17 protein-coding genes are annotated in these 19,943 nt (G+C 60.3%); 12 read left to right on the forward strand and 5 right to left on the reverse strand.

The genetic code is table 11. The features are described 5' to 3' along the window. Nucleotides 1–167 (reverse strand): adenosylhomocysteinase (locus CHB75_RS04425; RefSeq protein WP_141135076.1); only part of this gene is annotated, 167 nt, incomplete at its 3' end. A gap of 196 nt (nt 168–363) precedes the next feature. On the opposite strand from CHB75_RS04425, the gene CHB75_RS04430 reads away from it, so the two are divergent. Continuing rightward, a complete protein-coding gene (locus CHB75_RS04430; RefSeq protein ID WP_089269330.1) occupies nt 364–957 on the forward strand; it encodes an HD domain-containing protein in 594 nt (197 codons plus the stop codon). Further along, entirely contained in the window at nt 957–1,427 is a 471-nt protein-coding gene (locus CHB75_RS04435) for a GNAT family N-acetyltransferase (RefSeq protein ID WP_089269331.1), read from the forward strand. The genes CHB75_RS04430 and CHB75_RS04435 overlap by 1 nt, the downstream gene beginning before the upstream one ends. Before the next feature lie 19 nt (nt 1,428–1,446). Here CHB75_RS04435 and CHB75_RS04440 read toward each other — a convergent pair whose 3' ends face one another. The 3 genes from CHB75_RS04440 to CHB75_RS04450 form a co-directional block, all read right to left on the reverse strand. Continuing rightward, nucleotides 1,447–2,286 carry a cytochrome c family protein gene (locus tag CHB75_RS04440; protein WP_089269332.1) on the reverse strand — a complete coding sequence of 280 codons (840 nt, stop codon included), beginning with the start codon at nt 2,284–2,286 and terminating at the stop codon, nt 1,447–1,449. A 74-nt stretch (nt 2,287–2,360) separates the two neighbouring features. Beyond that, a complete protein-coding gene (locus tag CHB75_RS04445; protein ID WP_089269333.1) occupies nt 2,361–2,918 on the reverse strand; it encodes an ActR/PrrA/RegA family redox response regulator transcription factor in 558 nt (185 codons plus the stop codon). A 77-nt stretch (nt 2,919–2,995) separates the two neighbouring features. Continuing rightward, nucleotides 2,996–3,616 carry an SCO family protein gene (locus tag CHB75_RS04450; protein ID WP_089269334.1) on the reverse strand — a complete coding sequence of 207 codons (621 nt, stop codon included), beginning with the start codon at nt 3,614–3,616 and terminating at the stop codon, nt 2,996–2,998. An 85-nt stretch (nt 3,617–3,701) separates the two neighbouring features. Here CHB75_RS04450 and regB point away from each other — a divergent pair, with 85 nt between their 5' ends. From regB to CHB75_RS04500, 10 genes are all read left to right on the forward strand, one after another. Continuing rightward, nucleotides 3,702–5,099: a sensor histidine kinase RegB gene (regB, locus tag CHB75_RS04455; protein ID WP_089269335.1), complete on the forward strand. Its 1,398-nt coding sequence runs from the start codon at nt 3,702–3,704 to the stop codon at nt 5,097–5,099. A gap of 150 nt (nt 5,100–5,249) precedes the next feature. Beyond that, a complete protein-coding gene (locus CHB75_RS04460; protein ID WP_245840707.1) occupies nt 5,250–6,710 on the forward strand; it encodes a PAS-domain containing protein in 1,461 nt (486 codons plus the stop codon). A gap of 181 nt (nt 6,711–6,891) precedes the next feature. After that, a complete protein-coding gene (locus tag CHB75_RS04465; RefSeq protein WP_089269336.1) occupies nt 6,892–7,872 on the forward strand; it encodes an aminoglycoside phosphotransferase family protein in 981 nt (326 codons plus the stop codon). Then, a complete protein-coding gene (locus CHB75_RS04470; RefSeq protein ID WP_089269337.1) occupies nt 7,857–8,531 on the forward strand; it encodes a nucleotidyltransferase family protein in 675 nt (224 codons plus the stop codon). Before CHB75_RS04465 ends, CHB75_RS04470 begins: the two co-directional genes overlap by 16 nt. Further along, on the forward strand, nt 8,524–11,451 hold the full coding sequence (gene addB, locus CHB75_RS04475; RefSeq protein WP_089269338.1) for a double-strand break repair protein AddB: 2,928 nt from the start codon (nt 8,524–8,526) through the stop codon (nt 11,449–11,451). Before CHB75_RS04470 ends, addB begins: the two co-directional genes overlap by 8 nt. Continuing rightward, a complete protein-coding gene (addA, locus tag CHB75_RS04480) occupies nt 11,448–14,804 on the forward strand; it encodes a double-strand break repair helicase AddA (protein ID WP_089269339.1) in 3,357 nt (1,118 codons plus the stop codon). The genes addB and addA overlap by 4 nt, the downstream gene beginning before the upstream one ends. 75 nt (nt 14,805–14,879) lie before the next feature. Further along, nucleotides 14,880–15,200, forward strand: coding sequence for a thioredoxin (gene trxA / locus CHB75_RS04485; RefSeq protein ID WP_089269340.1), 321 nt, complete (start codon nt 14,880–14,882; stop codon nt 15,198–15,200). 280 nt (nt 15,201–15,480) lie between these two features. Next, nucleotides 15,481–16,038: an ATP-dependent protease subunit HslV gene (hslV, locus tag CHB75_RS04490; RefSeq protein WP_089269341.1), complete on the forward strand. Its 558-nt coding sequence runs from the start codon at nt 15,481–15,483 to the stop codon at nt 16,036–16,038. Between the two features lie 75 nt (nt 16,039–16,113). Beyond that, entirely contained in the window at nt 16,114–17,415 is a 1,302-nt protein-coding gene (hslU, locus tag CHB75_RS04495; RefSeq protein WP_089269342.1) for an ATP-dependent protease ATPase subunit HslU, read from the forward strand. A gap of 162 nt (nt 17,416–17,577) precedes the next feature. Further along, nucleotides 17,578–18,255: a D-lyxose/D-mannose family sugar isomerase gene (locus tag CHB75_RS04500; RefSeq protein ID WP_089269343.1), complete on the forward strand. Its 678-nt coding sequence runs from the start codon at nt 17,578–17,580 to the stop codon at nt 18,253–18,255. A gap of 102 nt (nt 18,256–18,357) precedes the next feature. Here the strand turns inward: CHB75_RS04500 and CHB75_RS04505 are convergent, their stop codons facing one another. After that, nucleotides 18,358–19,902, reverse strand: a complete 1,545-nt coding sequence (locus CHB75_RS04505) for an ABC transporter substrate-binding protein (RefSeq protein ID WP_089269344.1) — start codon at nt 19,900–19,902, stop codon at nt 18,358–18,360. Between the last annotated feature and the right edge of the window lie 41 nt (nt 19,903–19,943).

Below are 19,943 nucleotides of genomic sequence, written 5' to 3' on the forward strand. Positions count from 1 at the left end.
ATCGTCATGTGCAGAGACCCGACGATACGCGACCCCTTCAGTGGCTTCTCTTCACCGAATTCGGTGCGCAATGCCATCAGGCCCGGCATTTCCGTCTCGGCAATATCCAGTTCCTTGCGGCCATATGCGGCAAGCGCGATGTCCTTGATGATATAGTCATTCGCCATTCCGGCACTCCAATGCATGTCTTTTAGTTGAGGCGGGACTACCATCCCTCGATTTGTGTCGCAACGTAGATCAGAATCCGCTTAACAAAAGGTCCCCGCCAAATGACGCAGCCCAAGACAGTCCAAACATTGCATGGCACTGTCGTCTATGCGACGTCAAAGGCCACCCCCCTGAGCCTGAGATGAGTCGCCCATCATGCCCAAACAGCCCCGCGCCTGGCAAAGAATGCTCTCTGGTCGCCGTCTTGACCTGCTTGACCCCACCCCGGTGGATATCGAGATAGAGGATATTGCCCATGGCCTTGCCTTTGTCGCGCGGTGGAACGGCCAGACACGCGGCGATCACGCCTATTCTGTCGCCGAACATTCCCTTCTGGTCGAAGCGTTGTATTCCCGCCTCTGGCCTGACGCCCCAGTAAAATGGCGGTTGGCGGCCCTTTTGCACGACGCGCCCGAATATGTGATCGGCGACATGATCTCTCCCGTCAAGGCGGCTGTCGGTCCGGACTACGGCGCCTTGGATGACCGGCTGACTGCGGCCATCCATATCCGTTTTGGCCTGCCCGCGGCCATTCCCGTATCCGTCAAGAAACAGATCAAACGTGCCGACAAGATCAGCGCCTGGATGGAGTCAACGCAAATCGCCGGATTTTCAGAGGCAGAGGCGAACCGCTTCTTTGGTCGCCCCGCCCCTTCGCTGATCGACGGGCTGGACATCCAGTTGCGCCCCGCACCGATGGTCCGTGCCGAATTCACCGCGCGTCACGCCAGCCTCATGGACAAACTCTAATGCTGACAGTCCGCGCTGCCGGCAGGCTGGACACACGCGACATGGCCGACCTATTGAACGCCATCGTCGCGCAGGGCGGCACCACCGCGATTTCGGAACCCTTAGCCGCCGCGGACCTGACCGCTTGGATGGCGATGGCGCCGGACCGTTCGGCCTGGCATGTGGCCGAGGATGAAACTGGTCGGATCCTGGGCTTTCAGTTCATTGAACCGCATCCGGATCTGCCGCTGGATACCTGCGATATCGCATCATATGTCCGGATGGGCGAAACCGGTATCGGCATTGGATCCGCCCTGTTCAATGCCACAAGTGCCGCCGCCCGCGCACTTGGATACCGCGCCATCATCGCCGTGATTCGCACGGACAATGTCGGCGGTCTGGCCTATTACCAAAGCCGTGGTTTCGAGGACTATGGCAGATGGGATGAAGCCCCCATCGCGCCTCGCATCCTCAAACGTTTCGCTCTCTGAGCCCCAGTGATGGCTATGACTATTTCGCAGAGTCCAAGGGCGGAAGAGTGCGCAAATATGCCACCACGGCAGCCAGATCATCAGGGGCCATCTGCGCGAAGTAGCCATAGGGCATCGGTGGCAACATGGCAGACCCGTCGGGCCTTTGACCCTGCGTGATCATCACCCTGATTTCGTCATCCGTATAGTGCGCCAATCCGTCCGGCCCACTGGTCAGGTTCGACGCGACCGAGGTGCCCCAAGGCCCATGGAATTCAAATCCACCCCGCCCCAGATCTGTGCCAACCATCGGACCCATTGGCCCAATGGGCGTGTGACATTCCATGCAGTGCGAAACGGCGCTGGCCAGATAGGCCCCATATTCCGCCGTCGGTCCAGGATTCGGTGCCGTCACGCTGGCAACTGGCGGCCCGTAGGCCGGGGGAAGGTCAATGTGATAGGCCGAAGTGCCGGGGTCATTCTCAACCGTCGGAACGGTGCGCAGATACATGACCATGGACATCAGATCGTCATCGCCAAGCCCGCGATACATGGTGAAGGGCATGGGCGGCCCGATCACACTGCCATCGGGGCGGATGCCTTCACGAATAGCACGGGCAAATTCGGTATCGGTCCAACCCGCCACGCGACCACCGGGCGTAATATTGGCCGCAACCGCAAAAAAGGCAGGGTTATCTTCGACGACGCGCCCCGAAAGCTCTTTGGCCATATCCGGCCCCGTCGGGCCGAGTGGCGTGTGGCAGTTGCCACAACCTGCGGGGCCTTGCACCAGATAGGCACCTCGCTCCACGCTTGGCGCCGCCACTGCCGCGAACGTCATCAGAAACGATGCGGACGCAGCGCTGATTAATATCTTCATGTTAAACTCTCTGCCGTAAATGACCTTACGTCACCATAACACCAACAGTGAGTCGCGCATTCAGAAATCTGAAGTCAGCGGGGACTTCGTTTCGCCAGGATACGCTGAAGCGTCCGTCGGTGCATATTTAGCCGCCGCGCGGTTTCCGACACGTTGCGGTCGCACAATTCGTATACCCGCTGGATATGTTCCCAACGCACGCGATCTGCGGACATCGGGTTTTCAGGCGGGGGCGGAAGGTCATCGGTCTTGGCCAGCAGGGCGTTGGTTATATCCGTCGCGTCCGCCGGTTTGGACAGGTAGTCTGTTGCGCCAATCTTGACCGCAGCCACAGCCGTCGCAATCGCGCCGTACCCCGTCAGCACCACAACCCGGCAATCGGGCCGTTTTTCGCGCAGCACTTCGACCACATCCAGACCGTTGCCATCCTCTAGCCGCAGATCGACCACGGCATAGGCTGGCGGGCGGGCGGTGGCAAACGCCGATCCGGCTGCAACCGAACCGGCCATCTCTACCTCGAAACCACGTTTTTCCATGGCCTTGGCAAGGCGACGCAGAAAAGGTTCATCATCATCCACCAAAAGCAGAGTCCGATCATCCCCCAATTCGTCTACTGCGCGTTCTGCTGCCACTTCCGACCCTCCAGTCAGGACTTGTCTGTCCTGTCACTTAACCTGCGACACAAGGAGGGTCAAATTATCCTGAAAACTCAGAGTTTTTCTACGAAACACCCGACCCGTTCCGCCACCTGATCGGCACTCAGATCGTTGCGGAAATATTCCACGAAGCCGTATTCCGGCAGCACCAGATAGGTAAAGGTCGAATGATCGACCAGATAGTACTCATCGTCAGCTTCCTGCGCCTTGTAGTAGGTGCGATAGGCCTGACTTGCCGCCTTGATCTGCTCTGGGCTGCCTGTCAGCCCAACCATCCGATCGTGCATATTGGCTACATAGTATGCCATCACCTCGGGTGTGTCGCGCTGCGGATCAATGGTGATAAAGACCGGCGTCACCTCTTCTCCATTTTCTTCAAGTATATCAACAGCCTCAGCGTTTCTGGCGTTATCTATGGGGCAGATATCTGGACAGAAGGTGTAGCCGAAATAGACCAACGACGGCTTGGTGATCACATCCTTGCTGCTCACTGTCTTTCCGGTGGTATCCACCAGGGTAAAGTCTCCGCCGATGGTGTCTGACCCGCCGGCGATCTGCGACGACCGGCAGTCGGCAAAAATATCATCCCCGGTTCGGGGCATCGTGACGTACCAGATTCCGGCCACCAATGCGGCGATGGCGGTCCCTGCAGCAAGGGCGGCGATGCGGCTCATCTTATGTTTCCTCATGTTTTCTGCGTCGTTGCCTAACAGGCCTGCGACACCTAAGAATTGCTTTCATCCGTGCAAGGAAGCGTACATGTCTTCGACCGAAATCGGCCTGATGGGGGAACACAACCGCAGCAACTGGATCCGCTTGCGGACCATCATCCTGCTGCGCTGGTTCGCCATCGTCGGCCAGCTTGCCGCGCTTACGGTGGCAGAGTGGCTGTTCAACCTCCAGCTTGAACTCGGCCTCTGTTACCTTGCCGTGGGCGTGTCCGTCATGGGCAATATGGTCGCAATCTTTGTGTTTCCCGAGAACAAACGCCTTTCGGAATCCGAAAACCTGCTGATGGTGATGTTCGACCTGCTTCAGCTGTGTTTCCTGCTTTACCTCACAGGCGGGCTGAACAACCCGTTTTCGCTTCTGGTTCTGGGGCCGGTGACCGTGTCCGCGGCTGTTCTGCCCCTGCGTTCGACCGTGATGTTGGGCGGGACCGCCTTTGCCCTGATCACTGCACTGGTGGTCTGGCACCTGCCACTTCGCACCGAAGCGGGAGAGGTTTTACGGCTGCCCGACATCTTTGTCTTTGGCCAATGGGCGGCAATCAGTATCGCGCTGATCTTTATTTCGATCTACGCGCGGCGCATCACAACAGAAATGCACTCCATGTCCGATGCGCTCGCCGCCACCCAGATGGCTTTGGCACGGGCGCAAAAGCTGAATGATCTGGGCGGGGTGATCGCTGCCACTGCGCATGAGCTTGGCACACCACTGGCAACGATCAAACTGACGTCTTCGGAGCTGATCGAAGAGCTGGCTGACCACCCGGATTTGCAGGACGACGCGCGGCTGATACGGGAACAAGCGGACCGGTGCCGCGATATCCTGCGGTCGATGGGCCGCGTCGGAAAGGATGACCTGCATATGCGTCAGGCTCCTCTGACCGAAGTCATCCGAGAGGCGGCAGAGCCCCATCAGGGTCGCGGCAAGGAAATCCACATCGAAGACGGTCCAACCGGCAGTGGCGTATTCGGCCAACCACAGATCCTGCGGCGCCCAGAGATCATCCACGGCCTGCGGAACCTGGTGCAGAACGCAGTTGATTTCGCCCGGGCGAATATCTGGATCGAAACCCTCTGGACTGACAGTACCGTGTCGATCCGCATTATTGACGACGGGCAGGGATTTCCCCCCCATCTTATCGGTCGTATCGGCGATCCTTTTGTCCGCCAGCGGCGCAACACTGTCGACAGAAGGTCCCGACCGGAGTACGAAGGTATGGGCCTTGGTCTGTTCATTGCCAAGACTCTGCTCGAACGTACAGGTGCCGAGCTGAGCTTTGCCAACGGGTCCCATCCATTTGTGCCTTCGACCCAGCAGGGCGAACGCCGAGGTGCCATAGTCGAGGTCGTCTGGCCCCGCTCCAAGATCGTCTCTGAAGTCGGCCAGCGCGGCGTCGCTATGGGAGAGAATCGACCGCTCGAAGCCTGACCCAGCGTCACCAGGCCTGGGTAACACCTTGTTAATCCTATCCATCACACTTGCGTCTGGGTGGTATCACGACTGTTGGAGATGACTTTGGACGTTATTCTTGCTCTTGGAATTGGAGTCTGCGCAAGTTTCGCAGCCCTTTTAGGATGCTTGATCCTCTTCAGTCGCAACCCAAAGGTCCGTACCGTCGTCAAGCCGACCAAATCAGACGATGACATCGTGTTCCTCATGCGCAGCGGCCGGATTTATAGTGCAAGCGATTCTGCCCGCCAGCTTTTGACTGGCATCCCGTTCGACGATGCAGAATGGCAGCAGATCCACAAGTTGCTGGTTGCCGTCTTTCCCGACCTCCCGGCAGAAGAACCCAAAAAATCGCTGGTCCTGCACGCAAAAAATCAACCGGAATGCAGACTCGCGGTGCAGCCGGATATCGACGGCTTACGGGTTGAACTGTTTGGTCCTGCGCCTTCACCAGCAGAAATGACGCTATGCATCCTGCAAAGCGCCGAACTTGACATGCTGCGCGTTGCAATGGCCTCGATCGCTAGTCCATTTTGGGAAAGCGACGCACAAGGCCGTGTCATCTGGGCCAATGCCGCCTATCGTGACCTTTGTGACAAGATCGGCACGGAACAGCCAGACGCCGCGCTGTTCGACATCGCCATGCCCAAGACGCCTGAGCCGACGCGGTGCCGCACCAGTATCTCTGATACAGCGCGCGAAAATCACCGCTGGTTTGAAATCACCTCGCGACAGTCGAACGGAACCTGGCTGCACCACGGGATAGATATAGACGCGGTCGTCCGGGCCGAGACGGCACAACGCAATTTCCTTCAGACCCTGACCAAAACCTTTGCATATCTTCCGATCGGTCTTGCCGTGTTCGACCGCAACCGGCAGCTTGCCCTGTTCAATCCAGCGTTGATCGACCTCACGTCGCTGTCGGCAGATTTCCTGACAGGGCGTCCCAACCTGTTGTCCTTTTTCGATCATATGCGCGAAAACCGCATGATGCCGGAACCCAAAAGTTATTCCGGCTGGCGCGAACAGATGGCGGAACTGGTCGCTGCGGCAAGCGATGACCGCTATTCAGAAGTCTGGTCGCTGCCGTCTGGCCTGACTTACAAGATCACGGGACGACCCCATCCCGATGGCGCCATCGCATTTCTGATCGAAGACATCAGTGCGGAAATCTCGCTGACCCGCCGATTCCGGGCGGAAATGGAGTTGAACCAGTCTGTACTGGACGCTTTCGATCACGCTGTCGCTGTCTTCTCACATCTTGGAGTGCTCACCTTTTGCAATACCGCATATCGCGAGTTGTGGAATACCGACCCCGACAGCACATTAGCCGAAATGACGGTGCTCGACGCGACACTGCATTGGCAGTCTTCTTGCGAAGCCAGCCCGATCTGGCCCGAGCTGCGCGATTTCGTTCTGGATGGTCAGGACCGCGCCACTTGGGATGCAGAACTCACACTAAGGAACGGCATGATCGTAGATTGCACGGTTGAGCCCGTTTCCGGTGGCGCTACTGTCGTGTGCTTTAAACAGTCCGAGCAGCGCATGGTTTCGGCGCCCCCCCGGCTGCGCCTGACCAGCGAGGGCTGATCCGGGTTGCAGTGGCGGACAGTGCAGGTAAAGCTGCCCGCATGATCACTGACCAATACCTTAGATTTACCACGCCGTGCGATACAGCCCGTCCGGCGCAGGCCGTTGCACACATGTGCTGCAGTCCGTTGGGCGATTCCATGACAGGCCTGATCTTTGACTTCTGCGCACCGGTAGCGGCATGACACGGTCCTTTCTGGCTGAAGCGGGCTGGTCAGGGGCCGCGATGACGCCCATTGCGGGCGATGCCTCGGCCCGCCGCTACACCCGCCTTGCTCGCGACGGTGACACCGCCATCCTCATGCAGGATCCCGATGGTGACACCGCGCTTTTTGCCCGGTTATCCCGCCATCTGACCAGTCTTGGCCTTAGCGCACCCCAAATCCTTGCCGATGATCACACCAACGGGCTACTTCTGATCGAGGATCTGGGCGACGCCCTTTTCGCAACGTTGTCCGCCGCCGATCCGGCACAGGAAACAGCGCTCTATCTCGCCGCCACCGAAACCCTTCTGACGCTGCATCGGCAATCCGCTCCGGCGCTGGACGCCGCCACCCCACCTAAACTGGCGCAGATGACCGACCTTGCCTTTGACTGCTACCTCGTCAACGCGACCGGCAATGTCGCGCCACAAGCCAAGGCCGATTGCATCGCCGAGTTTGAGGCAGCTCTAGCCACCCATGCGCCCGACACCGATGTGATGATCCTGCGTGACTTTCACGCGGAAAACCTGATTTGGTTGCCTGACCGCGTGGGCCCGGCCCGGACCGGACTGCTCGACTTTCAGGACGCGCTGCAGGGTCACCGTGCCTATGACCTTGCTTCGCTGCTCACCGACGCGCGCCGCGACGTGTCCCGGTCGACAGCCGATGGCGTCATCCGCCACTATGTGACCAAAAGCGGGCTTTCCGATGCCGACTTCCGCTCCGCGCTCGCGGTTTTGGGCGCCCAGCGCAACCTGCGCATTCTAGGCGTATTCGCCCGCCTCGCCAGAAATGGAAAATCGCAGTATCTGAACCTGATGCACCGGGTCTGGGGTCACCTGCAAACCGACCTCGCACACCCGGCGCTGGCACCTGTCGCGGCGATCCTCAATCCGGTACTGCCGCCGCCAACCCCTGACATCCTCGCCAGACTGAGACTCTCATGCCCGACGCAGTAATGCTGTTCGCCGCCGGTTTCGGCACCCGCATGGGTGCGCTGACACAAGACCGACCAAAACCGCTGATCCCCGTGGGGGGGCACCCCTTGATCGACCACGCACTGGATATCGTCGACGCGCACGGCACACTGCGCCGGGTCGTGAACACGCACTACATGGCGGATCAGATGGCGGCGCACCTCTCGGGCAGGAACGTCATGATTTCGCCTGAACAGCCCGAGATCCTCGACACCGGCGGTGGCTTGCGTGCCGCCCTGCCGTTGCTTGGAGCAGAGCCGGTGTTCACGCTCAACACCGACGCGATCTGGTCCGGGCCGAACCCGCTCGACCTGCTCAGCGCGGCCTGGGATCCTGATCGGATGGACGCCCTTTTGCTGTGCGTGCCTCTGCCACAGGCTTTGGGCCGCAAGGGGGTGGGCGATTTCAGTCTGGATCAGGGGCGCCTGCACCGGGGCGGGGACCTTGTCTATACCGGGGCGCAGGTTCTGCGCACGGACAGGTTGGCGGACATCGCCGAGACCGCGTTTTCGCTCAACCTGCTCTGGAACCAAATGCAGGCCAATGGGCGGTTGTTCGGCCTCACTTACCCGGGAAAATGGTGCGACGTCGGCCATCCCGACGGCATCACGCTGGCTGAAACCCTGCTACCCGATGTTTGAACCCTCCTCCTCCCCGAGGCTTTTCGGCCTTGCCCCCGGCGTCGATTTTCCCGAAGCACTGGTGAGAGGCCTGCGCGACCGCCTGACCGGACAGCCGCCCGAGGCGATGGCCCGGGTCGAGCTGATCGTGAACACCCACCGCATGCGCCGCCGCCTGCGCGAGATTTTCGATGCAGGCCCACCCAGCTTTCTGCCCCGCATCCGCCTGCTGACCGATCTGTCCGACGTCGGCCTCATCCTGCCAGAACCGGTTTCGCCGCTCCGCCGCCGTCTGGAACTGGTACAATTGGTGTCGACCCTTCTTGAACGCCAGCCCGACCTTGCGCCACGATCCGCATTGTATGATCTGGCTGACAGTCTGGCCGGGCTCATGGACGAGATGCAGATCGAAAACGTGCCCCCCGACCGGATCGAGGCGTTGGATGTCTCGGATCAGTCCGGCCACTGGGAACGCGCGCTGACGTTTCTGCGGATCGTACAGCGCTATTTCGACCTTTCTGACGAAACACCCGACGCCGGTGCATTGCAGCGGATTGCGGTGGAACAGACCCTTGCCCGCTGGGCGGAAAACCCGCCGAGGCATCCCGTGATCATCGCGGGTTCGACCGGATCGCGCAGGACCACCGCGCAACTGATTCACGCAGCCACCCGCCTGCCGCAGGGTGCCGTTGTGGTTCCGGGGTATGACTTCGACATGCCCGAAACGGTCTGGGACAAGCTGACCGACAGCCTCACCGGAGAGGACCACCCCCAGTTCCGCTTTGCCGCCATGCTGGCCGCGCTTGATCTGCGCCCGGATGACGTCCTGCCATGGACGGGACAGAATCCGCCTAACGCAGGCCGCAACAGCCTGATTTCTCTGGCCCTGCGCCCTGCCCCGGTGACCAGTCAATGGCTGACCGAGGGACCGAAGCTGCCGCTGCTCGATGCCGCCACAGCCGAATTGACACTGGTCGAGGCACAGTCATCCCGCGAAGAGGCGCTGGCCATCGCCCTGCGCCTGCGGCAAGCGGCCGAGGATGGGCAGACAGCTGCACTGATCACGCCGGACAGGATGCTGTCGCGTCAGGTGACTGCCGCGCTCGACCGCTGGAACATCCTGCCGGATGACAGCGCCGGCATTCCCCCGCAACTCACCCCTCCGGGCCGGTTCCTGCGTCACGTGGCTGCCCTGTTCCAGCAGGATCTGACCGCTGAGGCGTTGCTGACGCTGCTCAAACACCCGCTGACCCATACCGGCGCGGGGCGTAGCGATCACCTGCGTCACACCCGCGATCTGGAGCTCTACATCCGGCGCAATGGCATCCCCTATCCTACCGCCGAAGTATTGACCGCTTGGGGCGAAACAACCGAAAACACAGGCTGGATAGACTGGATTATCACTGTTTTCGTTCAACCACCGGAAGCCGGGGAAATTCCCCTTGGCGAATGGCTGAGCCTTCATGTCAAACGGGCCGAATCCATTGCCGCAGGTTCGCTCAGCGACGATGCCTCGGAGCTCTGGGCCCAAAATGCAGGCCGTGCAGTAAAGGACATCGTCGCGGATCTGCAACGTGAAGCGGCGCATGGCGGCACAATGGGTGCGCGCGATTATGGCGACGTCTTCGGTGCGGTCTTGGCACGTGGCGAGGTGCGTAACCCCGACACGCCCCACCCCCATATCCGCATCTGGGGCACGATCGAGGCGAGGATCATGGGGGCCGATCTGCTCATCCTTGGTGGGCTGAACGAAGGCAGCTGGCCCGAAATGCCCGGCGCCGACCCCTGGCTGAATCGCAAGCTGCGCCATGATGCGGGTCTGTTGCTGCCGGAACGGCGTATCGGCCTTTCCGCGCATGATTTTCAGCAGGCCGTCGCTGCACCCGAGGTCTGGCTGACCCGGTCGATAAAATCCGACGATGCCGAGACGGTTCCCTCGCGATGGGTCAACCGGATGATGAACCTGATGCGCGGTCTGCCCGACCGGAATGGTCCCGCCGCGCTGGACGCGATGAAGCAGCGCGGCGCGCATTGGCTTGCCATGGCTCGCGCGGTTGAGGCGCCCGAACCGGCCCCTTCCGCGCCGCGTCCCTCACCGGTGCCACCAGTTGCAACCCGACCGACCCAGCTTTCTGTCACGGAAATCAAGCGGTTGATCCGCGATCCCTATGCGATTTATGCCAAACACATTCTCAAACTCTACCCTCTCAATCCTCTGCAACGCGCGCCCGATGCGCTGATGCGTGGAATCGTTGTGCATGAGGTGATGGAGCAGTTTCTGCGCGACGTGATCGACGACCCTGCCCTGCTGACGACCGACCATTTGCTGGCCGTCACCCGGCAGATCATTGCGCGCGACATTCCCTTTCCGACCATGCGCCACCTCTGGCAGTCCCGTGTCGCGCGGATCGCCGACTGGTTTGTGGCCTCGGAAATCATCCGCCAGAGCCACGCCCTGCCGCACCCCGCACGGATCGAGATCAAGGGCCGGGTGCCACTTCCGGGACTCAACTTTGCTCTCGTGGGCAAGGCGGACCGCATAGATCTGGATGCCAATGGCAACGCCTATATCTATGACTACAAGACCGGCAACGCCCCCGGAAAATCCGAGCAGAAGTATTTCGACAAGCAACTACTGCTGGAGGCCGCGATGGTCGAAAATCAGGGGTTTGAGGGACTTTCGGCGCGCCACACGATCCGTGCCGCCTACATCGCCTTGGGCACTTCCCCGGCAGAGGTGGACGCCCCGCTGGACGACACCACCACAGCAAAGGTCTGGGAGGAATTCCAGTCACTGATCCGCGAGTATTTCGAGCCGGACAAAGGTTACACTGCACGTCGCGCGATGCTGAAAGAGGGCGATGTGTCCGACTATGATCAGCTTGCCCGGTTTGGCGAATGGGACGTTTCGCAACTCCCAGTCAGGGAGGTGCTGGAATGATCCGCGACGATGCAAGCGCACGACAGGTTCAGGCCGCAAGCCCCGACCTGTCCACCTGGCTGTCGGCCAATGCTGGCTCCGGCAAGACCCGAGTGCTGACCGACCGTGTCGCACGGCTGCTGCTGGGGGACGTACTGCCCGAACACATCCTGTGCCTGACCTATACCAAGGCCGCCGCGACCGAGATGCAGAACCGCCTGTTTCGCCGTCTTGGTGCCTGGGCGATGTTGCCTGATGACAAATTGCGGGATGAATTAGGTCTGCTTGGCGTCGATACCGGTGTGTCGGGCGACTTTCTGCAAAAGGCCCGCACGCTGTTTGCACGCGCTATCGAAACCCCGGGCGGATTGCGCATTCAGACCATCCATTCGTTCTGCGCCGCCCTCCTCCGCCGCTTCCCTCTCGAAGCGCGAGTTTCACCCCAATTCAAGGAGATGGAGGACCGCGCCGCCGATCTGCTGCGGACCGATATCCTTGATCGGTTTTCGGATGGACCGCAGGCACATTTGGTGGCGGCACTGGCCCAGTACCTTACCAACGACGAACCCGAGGCGCTGCTGCGTGACATCGTCCGCAAGCCCGACGCATTTCTGCCCCCTCGCGACGACGCCACGATCCACGCGCTTTATGGTCTGAAACCGGATGCGAACATGCGCCAGCTGCTCGCATCCACCTTTCTGGGCAGCGAAGTCGATCTGATAACATCGCTGATCCCCCTGCTGAAGGCGAGCGGCAGCAATGATCAGAAAGCGGCCGCTATTCTGTCTGCCTTTGACCAGCCTGACGAAGACGGTCTGACCATTCTCACGAAAGCGCTGCTGACGCAGACTGGCACGCTGCGCAAAAATTTCCCGGCCAAGGCTGTCCGTACGGCAAATCCCGACCTGACCGCCCGTCTGGATGAGCTTGCCCTGCGGGTCGAAGACGCCCGAAACATCCAACTTGCCCTGCGCGCGGCCCGGCGTGACATCGTGCTGCACCGCTTTGCCCAAGCCTTCCTTCCCGCATATGCCGCTGAAAAGCAGCGTCGTGGCTGGCTGGATTTCGACGACCTTATCGACAAGGCCCGCGCCCTGCTGTCGGACCCGCGCGTGGCGCAGTGGGTGCTTTATCGGCTGGATGGCGGCATCGACCATATTCTGGTGGACGAGGCACAGGATACCTCGCCCGCGCAATGGCAGGTGATCGAACGGCTGGCGCAGGAATTCACATCCGGCGACGGGGCGCGTGCCGATGTAAACCGGACGATCTTTGTCGTGGGGGATAAAAAACAGTCGATCTATTCCTTCCAAGGTGCCGATCCGCGTGAATTCGATCGCATGCGGGATGATTTTGCCGCCCGGCTGGAAAAGACCGGTTCACCGCTCAACGATCTGACACTGGACCACAGTTTCCGGTCTGCTGAACCGATCCTGCGGCTGGTCGACAACACCTTTGTGGGGTCCGAGGCTTCGGGTTTTTCCGCCGCGCAGGGCCACGTCGCGTTCAAGGAGAAGATGCCCGGTCGCGTCGATCTCTGGCCCCATGTTCCCAAGACCGAAGAGGACAAGGATGGCGACTGGCACGACCCCGTTGATCAGGTAGGCCAGCGGCACCACACCGTGATCCTTGCGCAGCGCATTGCCCGTTTCATGCGTGAAACCATCGATGCAGGCACCCCGCTGCCCACTGAGATCGGCCATTCCGGTACCTACGAAACGCGACCGGTCCATGCCGGCGATTTCCTGATCCTTGTGCGGGGCCGATCGCGCCTTTTCACCGAGATCATCCGCGCCTGCAAACAAGAGGGCCTACCGATTGCCGGCGCAGATCGGCTCAAGGTCATGGCCGAACTTGCCGTGCGCGACCTTGGCGCGCTGTTGTCTTTCCTCGCCACACCCGAGGATGATCTGTCGCTTGCCACCGCGCTGCGATCACCGTTGTTCCGCCTCAGCGAAAACCAGCTTTTCGGGCTGGCGCAGGGCCGCAAGGGCTATCTCTGGACCGCACTACGCGAACGGGCCCAAGATTTTCCGCAGGTGATGGACACGCTGGGCGACCTGATGGCGCAGACCGATTTTCTGCGCCCCTTCGACCTGATCGAGAGAATCCTGACCCGGCATCGGGGTCGCAAGCGACTGTTGGGCCGGCTGGGGGACGAGGCCGAGGATGGCATCAATGCTCTGCTCCAGCAGGCACTGGCCTATGAACAGAACTCGGTGCCTTCACTCACCGGGTTCCTGACATGGATGCAGACCGACGACCTGACCATCAAGCGCGCCGCCGACAGCGCCGGGGGGCGGGTTCGAGTAATGACCGTGCACGGCGCCAAGGGGCTGGAAGCGCCTATCGTCATCCTGCCGGACTGCGCCCAGCCCCAGACCGCTCTGCGCGACGCGCTGCTAAACCAGGACGACACGGTGCTATGGAAACAGGCGTCGACCCTGATGCCTCCTGCGCAAACCGCAGCGCAGGAAATCGCGAAAGAAGCACAATCGCGCGAGCGGGATCGGCTGCTTTATGTGGCCATGACCCGGGCAGAAAAGTGGCTGATCGTCGCCGCCGCTGGCGAATTGGGCAAAAACGGTGAATCCTGGTACGACCGGGTAAAACAGGGTCTGGATCGCTCTGGCGCCGTGCCACAGACCTACGGTTTTGGCGATCTCGGCACGGGTGAGGGTCTGCAACTGGGTGTCACGGACCTGTCCGGTCTGACCTTCACCAACCCTGACGTGCGACACGAAGTGATCCCGGAGCTGCCCGAACACTTCCTGCAAACCGCCCCGATACCCGTCCCGCCCCCCGAGGTCAGGACACCCTCGGACCTGGGCGGTGCCAAGGCGCTGCCCGGACCCGATGGGGATGACTCCGAAGTTGCGAAAGCACGTGGCGAGCGGATGCATAAACTACTTGAACACCTCGCCCTCCTGCCAGCCACCGAACGCGCTGGCATGGCCGAACGTTGGGCGGGCGAAGATCCGGACCAGGACACCCTGTCGCTGGTCGAGGAATCCCTTGCGCTGATGGCCCCCCCGGCGCTGAGCCATCTCTTTGCACCCGGCAGTCTGGCCGAAGTGCCCTTGACCGCAGATGTTCCGCCTCTCGGACGGCTGCATGGCATCATAGATCGGTTGATCGTCACATCAGAAAAAATCACCGCGGTGGACTTCAAAACCAACCGCACGGTTCCAGACAACGCGGCCGCGTGCCCCGAAGGGCTTTTGCGTCAGATGGGTGCCTACCTGGCCATGCTGGGCGCGCTGTATCCAGACCGCGATATAGAGGTCGGGCTGCTTTGGACCCGCACCGCACACTATATGCCGTTGCCACACGCGCTTGTGACACAAGCTATAAGACGCGCGGGCACACCTTGACGTGCCCCGGGCGGGTCCATACCTTCTGCATCAAATGACGCAAGTCACACCCCCTTTTTGTTAGGAGAGACTCTCATGGCCACAGTTGCCGTAACCGACGCCACCTTTGACGACGTGGTAAAAGGCTCCGACGTTCCCGTCGTGGTTGATTTCTGGGCTGAATGGTGCGGTCCTTGCAAGCAGATCGGCCCGGCACTTGAGGATCTCGCAAGCGAATATGGCGACAAGATCAAGATCGTAAAGGTCGATGTCGATTCGAACCCGAACACCGCCGCCGCAATGGGCGTGCGCGGGATCCCCGCGCTGTTCATCTTCAAGGACGGCCAGGTGGTTTCGAACCGCGCCGGCGCAGCACCCAAGGCTGCCCTGAAAAGCTGGATCGACGGATCCATCTGATCGTGTGACCACTGAATTTTCTGGAACGGCTCCGCTTTTTCGGGGCCGTTTCTTTTTTGCGGGGTCTTTTTCTGACTCAAAGTGACGGCTTAACGATGAAGATTCGATGCCTCACTTCGAACCGAATAGCCCTTTCGGTTCGTCACTAACGGGTCAAAACTGCGCCTTATCAAGGGTTTGAAAATCGCCGCCGGGAACGCTACAGGTCTCACGAGCGCCGCATTCGCTTGCACAAGCAGGGCCCCACTCCCATATGCGGTGGGATACGAAAGGACTGACAATGGCAGAAAACGACTTCCCCGGTTGGCACGGCACTACGATCATCGGCGTCCGCAAGGGCGGACAGGTGGTGATTGCCGGCGATGGTCAGGTGAGCCTCGGTCAGACCGTGATCAAGGGCACCGCGCGCAAGGTACGGCGGCTGAATCCGGGTGGCTATGACGTTGTATGCGGTTTTGCCGGGTCCACTGCGGACGCTTTCACATTGCTTGAACGGCTGGAAGCCAAGCTTGAGGCGACCCCGGGCCAGCTGCAACGCGCAAGTGTCGAATTGGCCAAGGACTGGCGAACTGATAAGTACCTGCAAAAGCTTGAAGCTATGCTGATCGTGACCGACGGCACCGATCTTCTGGTGATAACCGGCGCCGGTGACGTGCTGGAACCGGAACACGACGTTACTGCCATTGGATCGGGCGGCAACTACGCGCTGGCCGCAGCCCGCGCCCTGATGGACAGCGAAATGAATGCCGAAGAAATTGCGCGCCGTGCAATGGCCATCGCCGCGGACATCTGCGTCTATACCAACGGCAACCTGACTGTGGAAACCATCGGCAGCTAAAAGTTTCCCCGAAACTTTTGGCAAATTTCTTGATAAGAAATTTTGCCCGGTCCTACCGTGGCGAAAGGATACCCCATGACAGACCTGACCCCCCGCGAAATCGTCTCGGAACTTGACCGGTTCATCATCGGCCAGTCGGACGCAAAGCGCGCCGTGGCCGTTGCGCTGCGCAGCCGTTGGCGCCGCAAGCAACTTTCAGATGATCTGCGCGACGAAGTCTATCCCAAGAATATCCTGATGATCGGACCCACGGGCGTCGGCAAGACCGAGATTTCCCGGCGCCTGGCCAAACTCGCCCGCGCGCCGTTCATCAAGGTCGAAGCAACCAAATTCACCGAAGTCGGTTATGTCGGCCGCGATGTCGAACAGATCATCCGCGATCTGGTCGACTCGGCCATCGCCCTGACCCGTGAAACTATGCGCGATGACGTCAAGGCCGCCGCCCACCAAGCTGCAGAAGAGCGCGTGATTTCTGCAATCGCCGGCGAAGATGCCCGCAGCGCCACCCGTGAAATGTTCCGCAAGAAGCTGAAGGCAGGCGAGCTGGATGACACGATGATCGAGCTCGACGTTGCGGAAACGGCAAGCCCATTTCCGCAGATGGATATCCCCGGCCAGCCCGGGGCAGGTATGATGAATCTGGGCGACATCTTTGGCAAGGCCTTCGGCCAGCGCACCGCCCGCAAACGCCTGAGCGTCTCGCAAAGCTATGAATTGCTGATCTCGGAGGAAGCGGACAAGCTGCTGGATGACGAAACGGTCAAAGCGGCAGCGCTGGAAGCGGTCGAACAGAACGGCATCGTCTTTCTCGACGAAATCGACAAGGTGTGTGCCCGCTCTGACGCGCGTGGCGGCGATGTCAGCCGCGAGGGCGTGCAGCGCGACCTCTTGCCCCTGATCGAAGGCACCACCGTTGCCACCAAACATGGAGCGGTCAAGACTGACCACATCCTGTTCATCGCCTCCGGCGCCTTCCACATCGCCAAACCCTCGGACCTTTTGCCGGAACTTCAGGGCCGTCTGCCGATACGCGTCAACCTGCGCCCCCTGACCGAAAGCGATTTTGTCCGCATCCTGACAGAGACGGACAATGCCCTGACCCGGCAATACACCGCGCTGATGGCAACCGAAGGCGTCGTGGTGACCTTCACCGAAGACGGAATTGCCTCGCTCGCTAGGATCGCTGCCGAGGTCAATACATCGGTCGAGAACATCGGCGCCCGCAGGCTCTATACCGTTATGGAGCGGGTGTTTGAGGAGCTGTCGTTCAATGCGCCGGACAAGGACGGCGAACAGGTGACTGTCGATGCCGGCTTTGTCGAAAAGCATCTGGGCGACCTCAGCCGTTCAACAGACCTCAGCCGTTACGTGCTTTGATCTGGACCGGGTCGAGGGACGCTGACGCTCACCAACCTATTTGAAAAGAGAAGAGGGGCAATTCCACCCAGCGCTTCTTCTCTTTAAAAATACGCATTGCGGCGCTGGTCGCTGAGGCCGTGCAGGGGTATGTTCGCGCAAACAGCAATCTGAGGTTCCCTGATGAAACGGTCCCGCATCAATGAAATCCTGCGCGAAGGCGATGCTTTCATCCGCTCACACGGCGTTATCCTGCCGCCCTTTGCCTATTGGGCACCCGACAAACTGCGCGCCGCTGATCATAGCCAGATCAAGGCGCGGCGGATGGGTTGGGACATCACGGACTATGGCGCCGAAAAATTCGACGAGATGGGGCTTTTTCTGTTCACCACCCGGAATGGGCGCCTCAGCGATCTGAGCAAGGGGCGCGGCATGCTATATGCCGAAAAGATCATGATATCGCGCGATCAGCAGCTTAGCCCGATGCACCGCCATGACCTGAAGGCCGAGGACATCATCAACCGTGGCGGCGGCAAACTGGTGATGGAGCTTTTCGCTTCGAACCCCGATGGCAGCATCGACCGCACCTCGGACGTGACCGTGATGGTCGACGGCATTGCGCGCACAGTTCAGGCCGGCGGGCTACTGAAACTTGATCCCGGTGAATCCGTCACCCTGATGCCAGGAGACTGGCATGCCTTCTGGGGCGAAGGCGGCGACGTGCTGATCGTCGAGGTTTCAACGGTGAACGACGATCTGCTAGACAACATCTTCGAGATGGAAATCGGCCGTTTCTCGAATATCGAGGAAGACGAAGATCCCGTGCATCTGCTCGTGAACGACTACGACGCGATGCTCTGAGCCTGCTGCGAAGCTAGGACGCCCTGTCAGAGCTTCACAAACCGACACGCAACAAAAAAGCCCCACCAACCGGTGGGGCTTTTTCTATCAATGTCGCGGGGCTCAGGCCATGTGCCAGCGTTCAGCCATGCGCGCGTTGTCCATCTGCCAAAGATTGCCGACCGTATCGGGCGACACAACCTTGTTGCTGACCGCCTGCACGTAGTTGGCAAACATCGGGATGATCACGCCACCATCGTCACGCAGGATCTGCTGCATCTCGTGATACATATCCTTGCGCTTGGTCGTGTCCAGCGTCGCGCGGGCCGTCAGCAGAAGTTCCTGGAACCGTGGCTGGTCCCATTGGCTGTCATTCCACGGCACACCTGCTTCGTAAGCGGTCGCAAACATCCAGTCCTCGGTCGCACGGCCCGAGAAATAGGAGGCGCAGAACGGCTTTTTCAGCCAGACGTTGGACCAGTAGCCATCCGCCGGTTCCTGCACCACGTTCAGGTTGATGCCGCCCGACTTGGCCGACGCCTGATAGAGTTGCGCCGCATCTACAGCACCGTTGAAAGCCGCATTCGAAACGTTCAGGTCGATGTCGAGCGAGGTCAGGCCTGCCTCTTTCAGGTAGAACTTGGACTTGTCCGGATCGTAGGACAGCGGCTCCATGTCGCCGTAATAATACTGGTTTGCCGGCCCGATGGGCGTGTCATTGCCGACAAGACCATGACCCTGCAGAATCTTGTCCACCAGTTCCTGGCGGTTGATCCCGTATTTCAACGCCCGGCGCACGTTCACGTCGTCAAAGGGCGCGACCTTGGTCAACATCGGGAAGGTGTAGTGCTGGTTGCCCGTGACCTCCTGGATCCGCACCATCGGGTTGGCCTTCAGCAATGCCTCGGTCTTGAAGTCGATGCGGTTGATCGCATCCACCTGGCCGGTCAGCAGCGCGTTCATCCGTGCCGTGGAATCGTTGATCGCGATATATTCGATCTCGTCAAAGAAGCCTGCCGCGTCACCCTTGTAGTGGCTGTCCACGCGCTTGGCGACCATGCGTACACCGGGCTCAAAGCTTTGCACGGCGTAAAGACCTGTGCCGATGCCCTTGGCGATGGCTTCTTCGACCTGGCCCGCCGGATAGATCAGCAGGTGATAGTCCGACATCAGGTAGGGGAAGTCGGCATTGCCCGCATTCAGGGTGAACTGCACCTGATAATCGCCAGTTTTTGTCATCTCGGCGATCGAGGCAACGATCGGCTGCGCCGCCGATTTCGACCCTTCGGCCACATGCAGTTGCAGCGATTCAATCACGTCATCGGCACCGAATGCCTTGCCGTTATGAAAAGTCACGCCCTGACGCAGGTTGAACGTCCAGGTCTTGGCATCTTCGCTCGCTTCCCAATCGGTGGCCAGTTCGCCCACCAGCGACCCGTCCGCCGTGACTTCGGTCAGGCTGTCAAAAACTGCGCCCTGCGCCGAGGCGATCATGTAGAGGTCGGAATGTGTCCGACCGTCCCAGCTATCCGAGGTGTTTGCGCCGTTCAGGCCGGCCCGCAGCCGTCCGCCGCGCTTGGCCTGCGCCATGACCGGCAGGCCTGTGGCCGCAAGGACACCCGCCGCTGCGCCGGATTTCAGCAATCCGCGTCTGCTAATTCCCATCATTGATAGTCTCCCTGTTTGTTATCCGCGAAGGGCAGCCCCCG

Source organism: Puniceibacterium sediminis (genome assembly GCF_900188035.1).
Classification (GTDB): Bacteria; Pseudomonadota; Alphaproteobacteria; order Rhodobacterales; family Rhodobacteraceae; genus Puniceibacterium; species Puniceibacterium sediminis.

Coding starts and splice junctions, on each gene's coding strand:
- CHB75_RS04430 (WP_089269330.1), top strand. CDS start 364: ATGCCCAAACAGCCCCGCGCCTGGCAAAGAATGCTCTCTGGTCGCCGT.
- CHB75_RS04435 (WP_089269331.1), top strand. CDS start 957: ATGCTGACAGTCCGCGCTGCCGGCAGGCTGGACACACGCGACATGGCC.
- CHB75_RS04440 (WP_089269332.1), bottom strand. CDS start 2,286: ATGAAGATATTAATCAGCGCTGCGTCCGCATCGTTTCTGATGACGTTC.
- CHB75_RS04450 (WP_089269334.1), bottom strand. CDS start 3,616: ATGAGCCGCATCGCCGCCCTTGCTGCAGGGACCGCCATCGCCGCATTG.
- regB (WP_089269335.1), top strand. CDS start 3,702: ATGTCTTCGACCGAAATCGGCCTGATGGGGGAACACAACCGCAGCAAC.
- CHB75_RS04465 (WP_089269336.1), top strand. CDS start 6,892: ATGACACGGTCCTTTCTGGCTGAAGCGGGCTGGTCAGGGGCCGCGATG.
- CHB75_RS04470 (WP_089269337.1), top strand. CDS start 7,857: ATGCCCGACGCAGTAATGCTGTTCGCCGCCGGTTTCGGCACCCGCATG.
- addB (WP_089269338.1), top strand. CDS start 8,524: ATGTTTGAACCCTCCTCCTCCCCGAGGCTTTTCGGCCTTGCCCCCGGC.
- addA (WP_089269339.1), top strand. CDS start 11,448: ATGATCCGCGACGATGCAAGCGCACGACAGGTTCAGGCCGCAAGCCCC.
- trxA (WP_089269340.1), top strand. CDS start 14,880: ATGGCCACAGTTGCCGTAACCGACGCCACCTTTGACGACGTGGTAAAA.
- hslV (WP_089269341.1), top strand. CDS start 15,481: ATGGCAGAAAACGACTTCCCCGGTTGGCACGGCACTACGATCATCGGC.
- hslU (WP_089269342.1), top strand. CDS start 16,114: ATGACAGACCTGACCCCCCGCGAAATCGTCTCGGAACTTGACCGGTTC.
- CHB75_RS04500 (WP_089269343.1), top strand. CDS start 17,578: ATGAAACGGTCCCGCATCAATGAAATCCTGCGCGAAGGCGATGCTTTC.
- CHB75_RS04505 (WP_089269344.1), bottom strand. CDS start 19,902: ATGATGGGAATTAGCAGACGCGGATTGCTGAAATCCGGCGCAGCGGCG.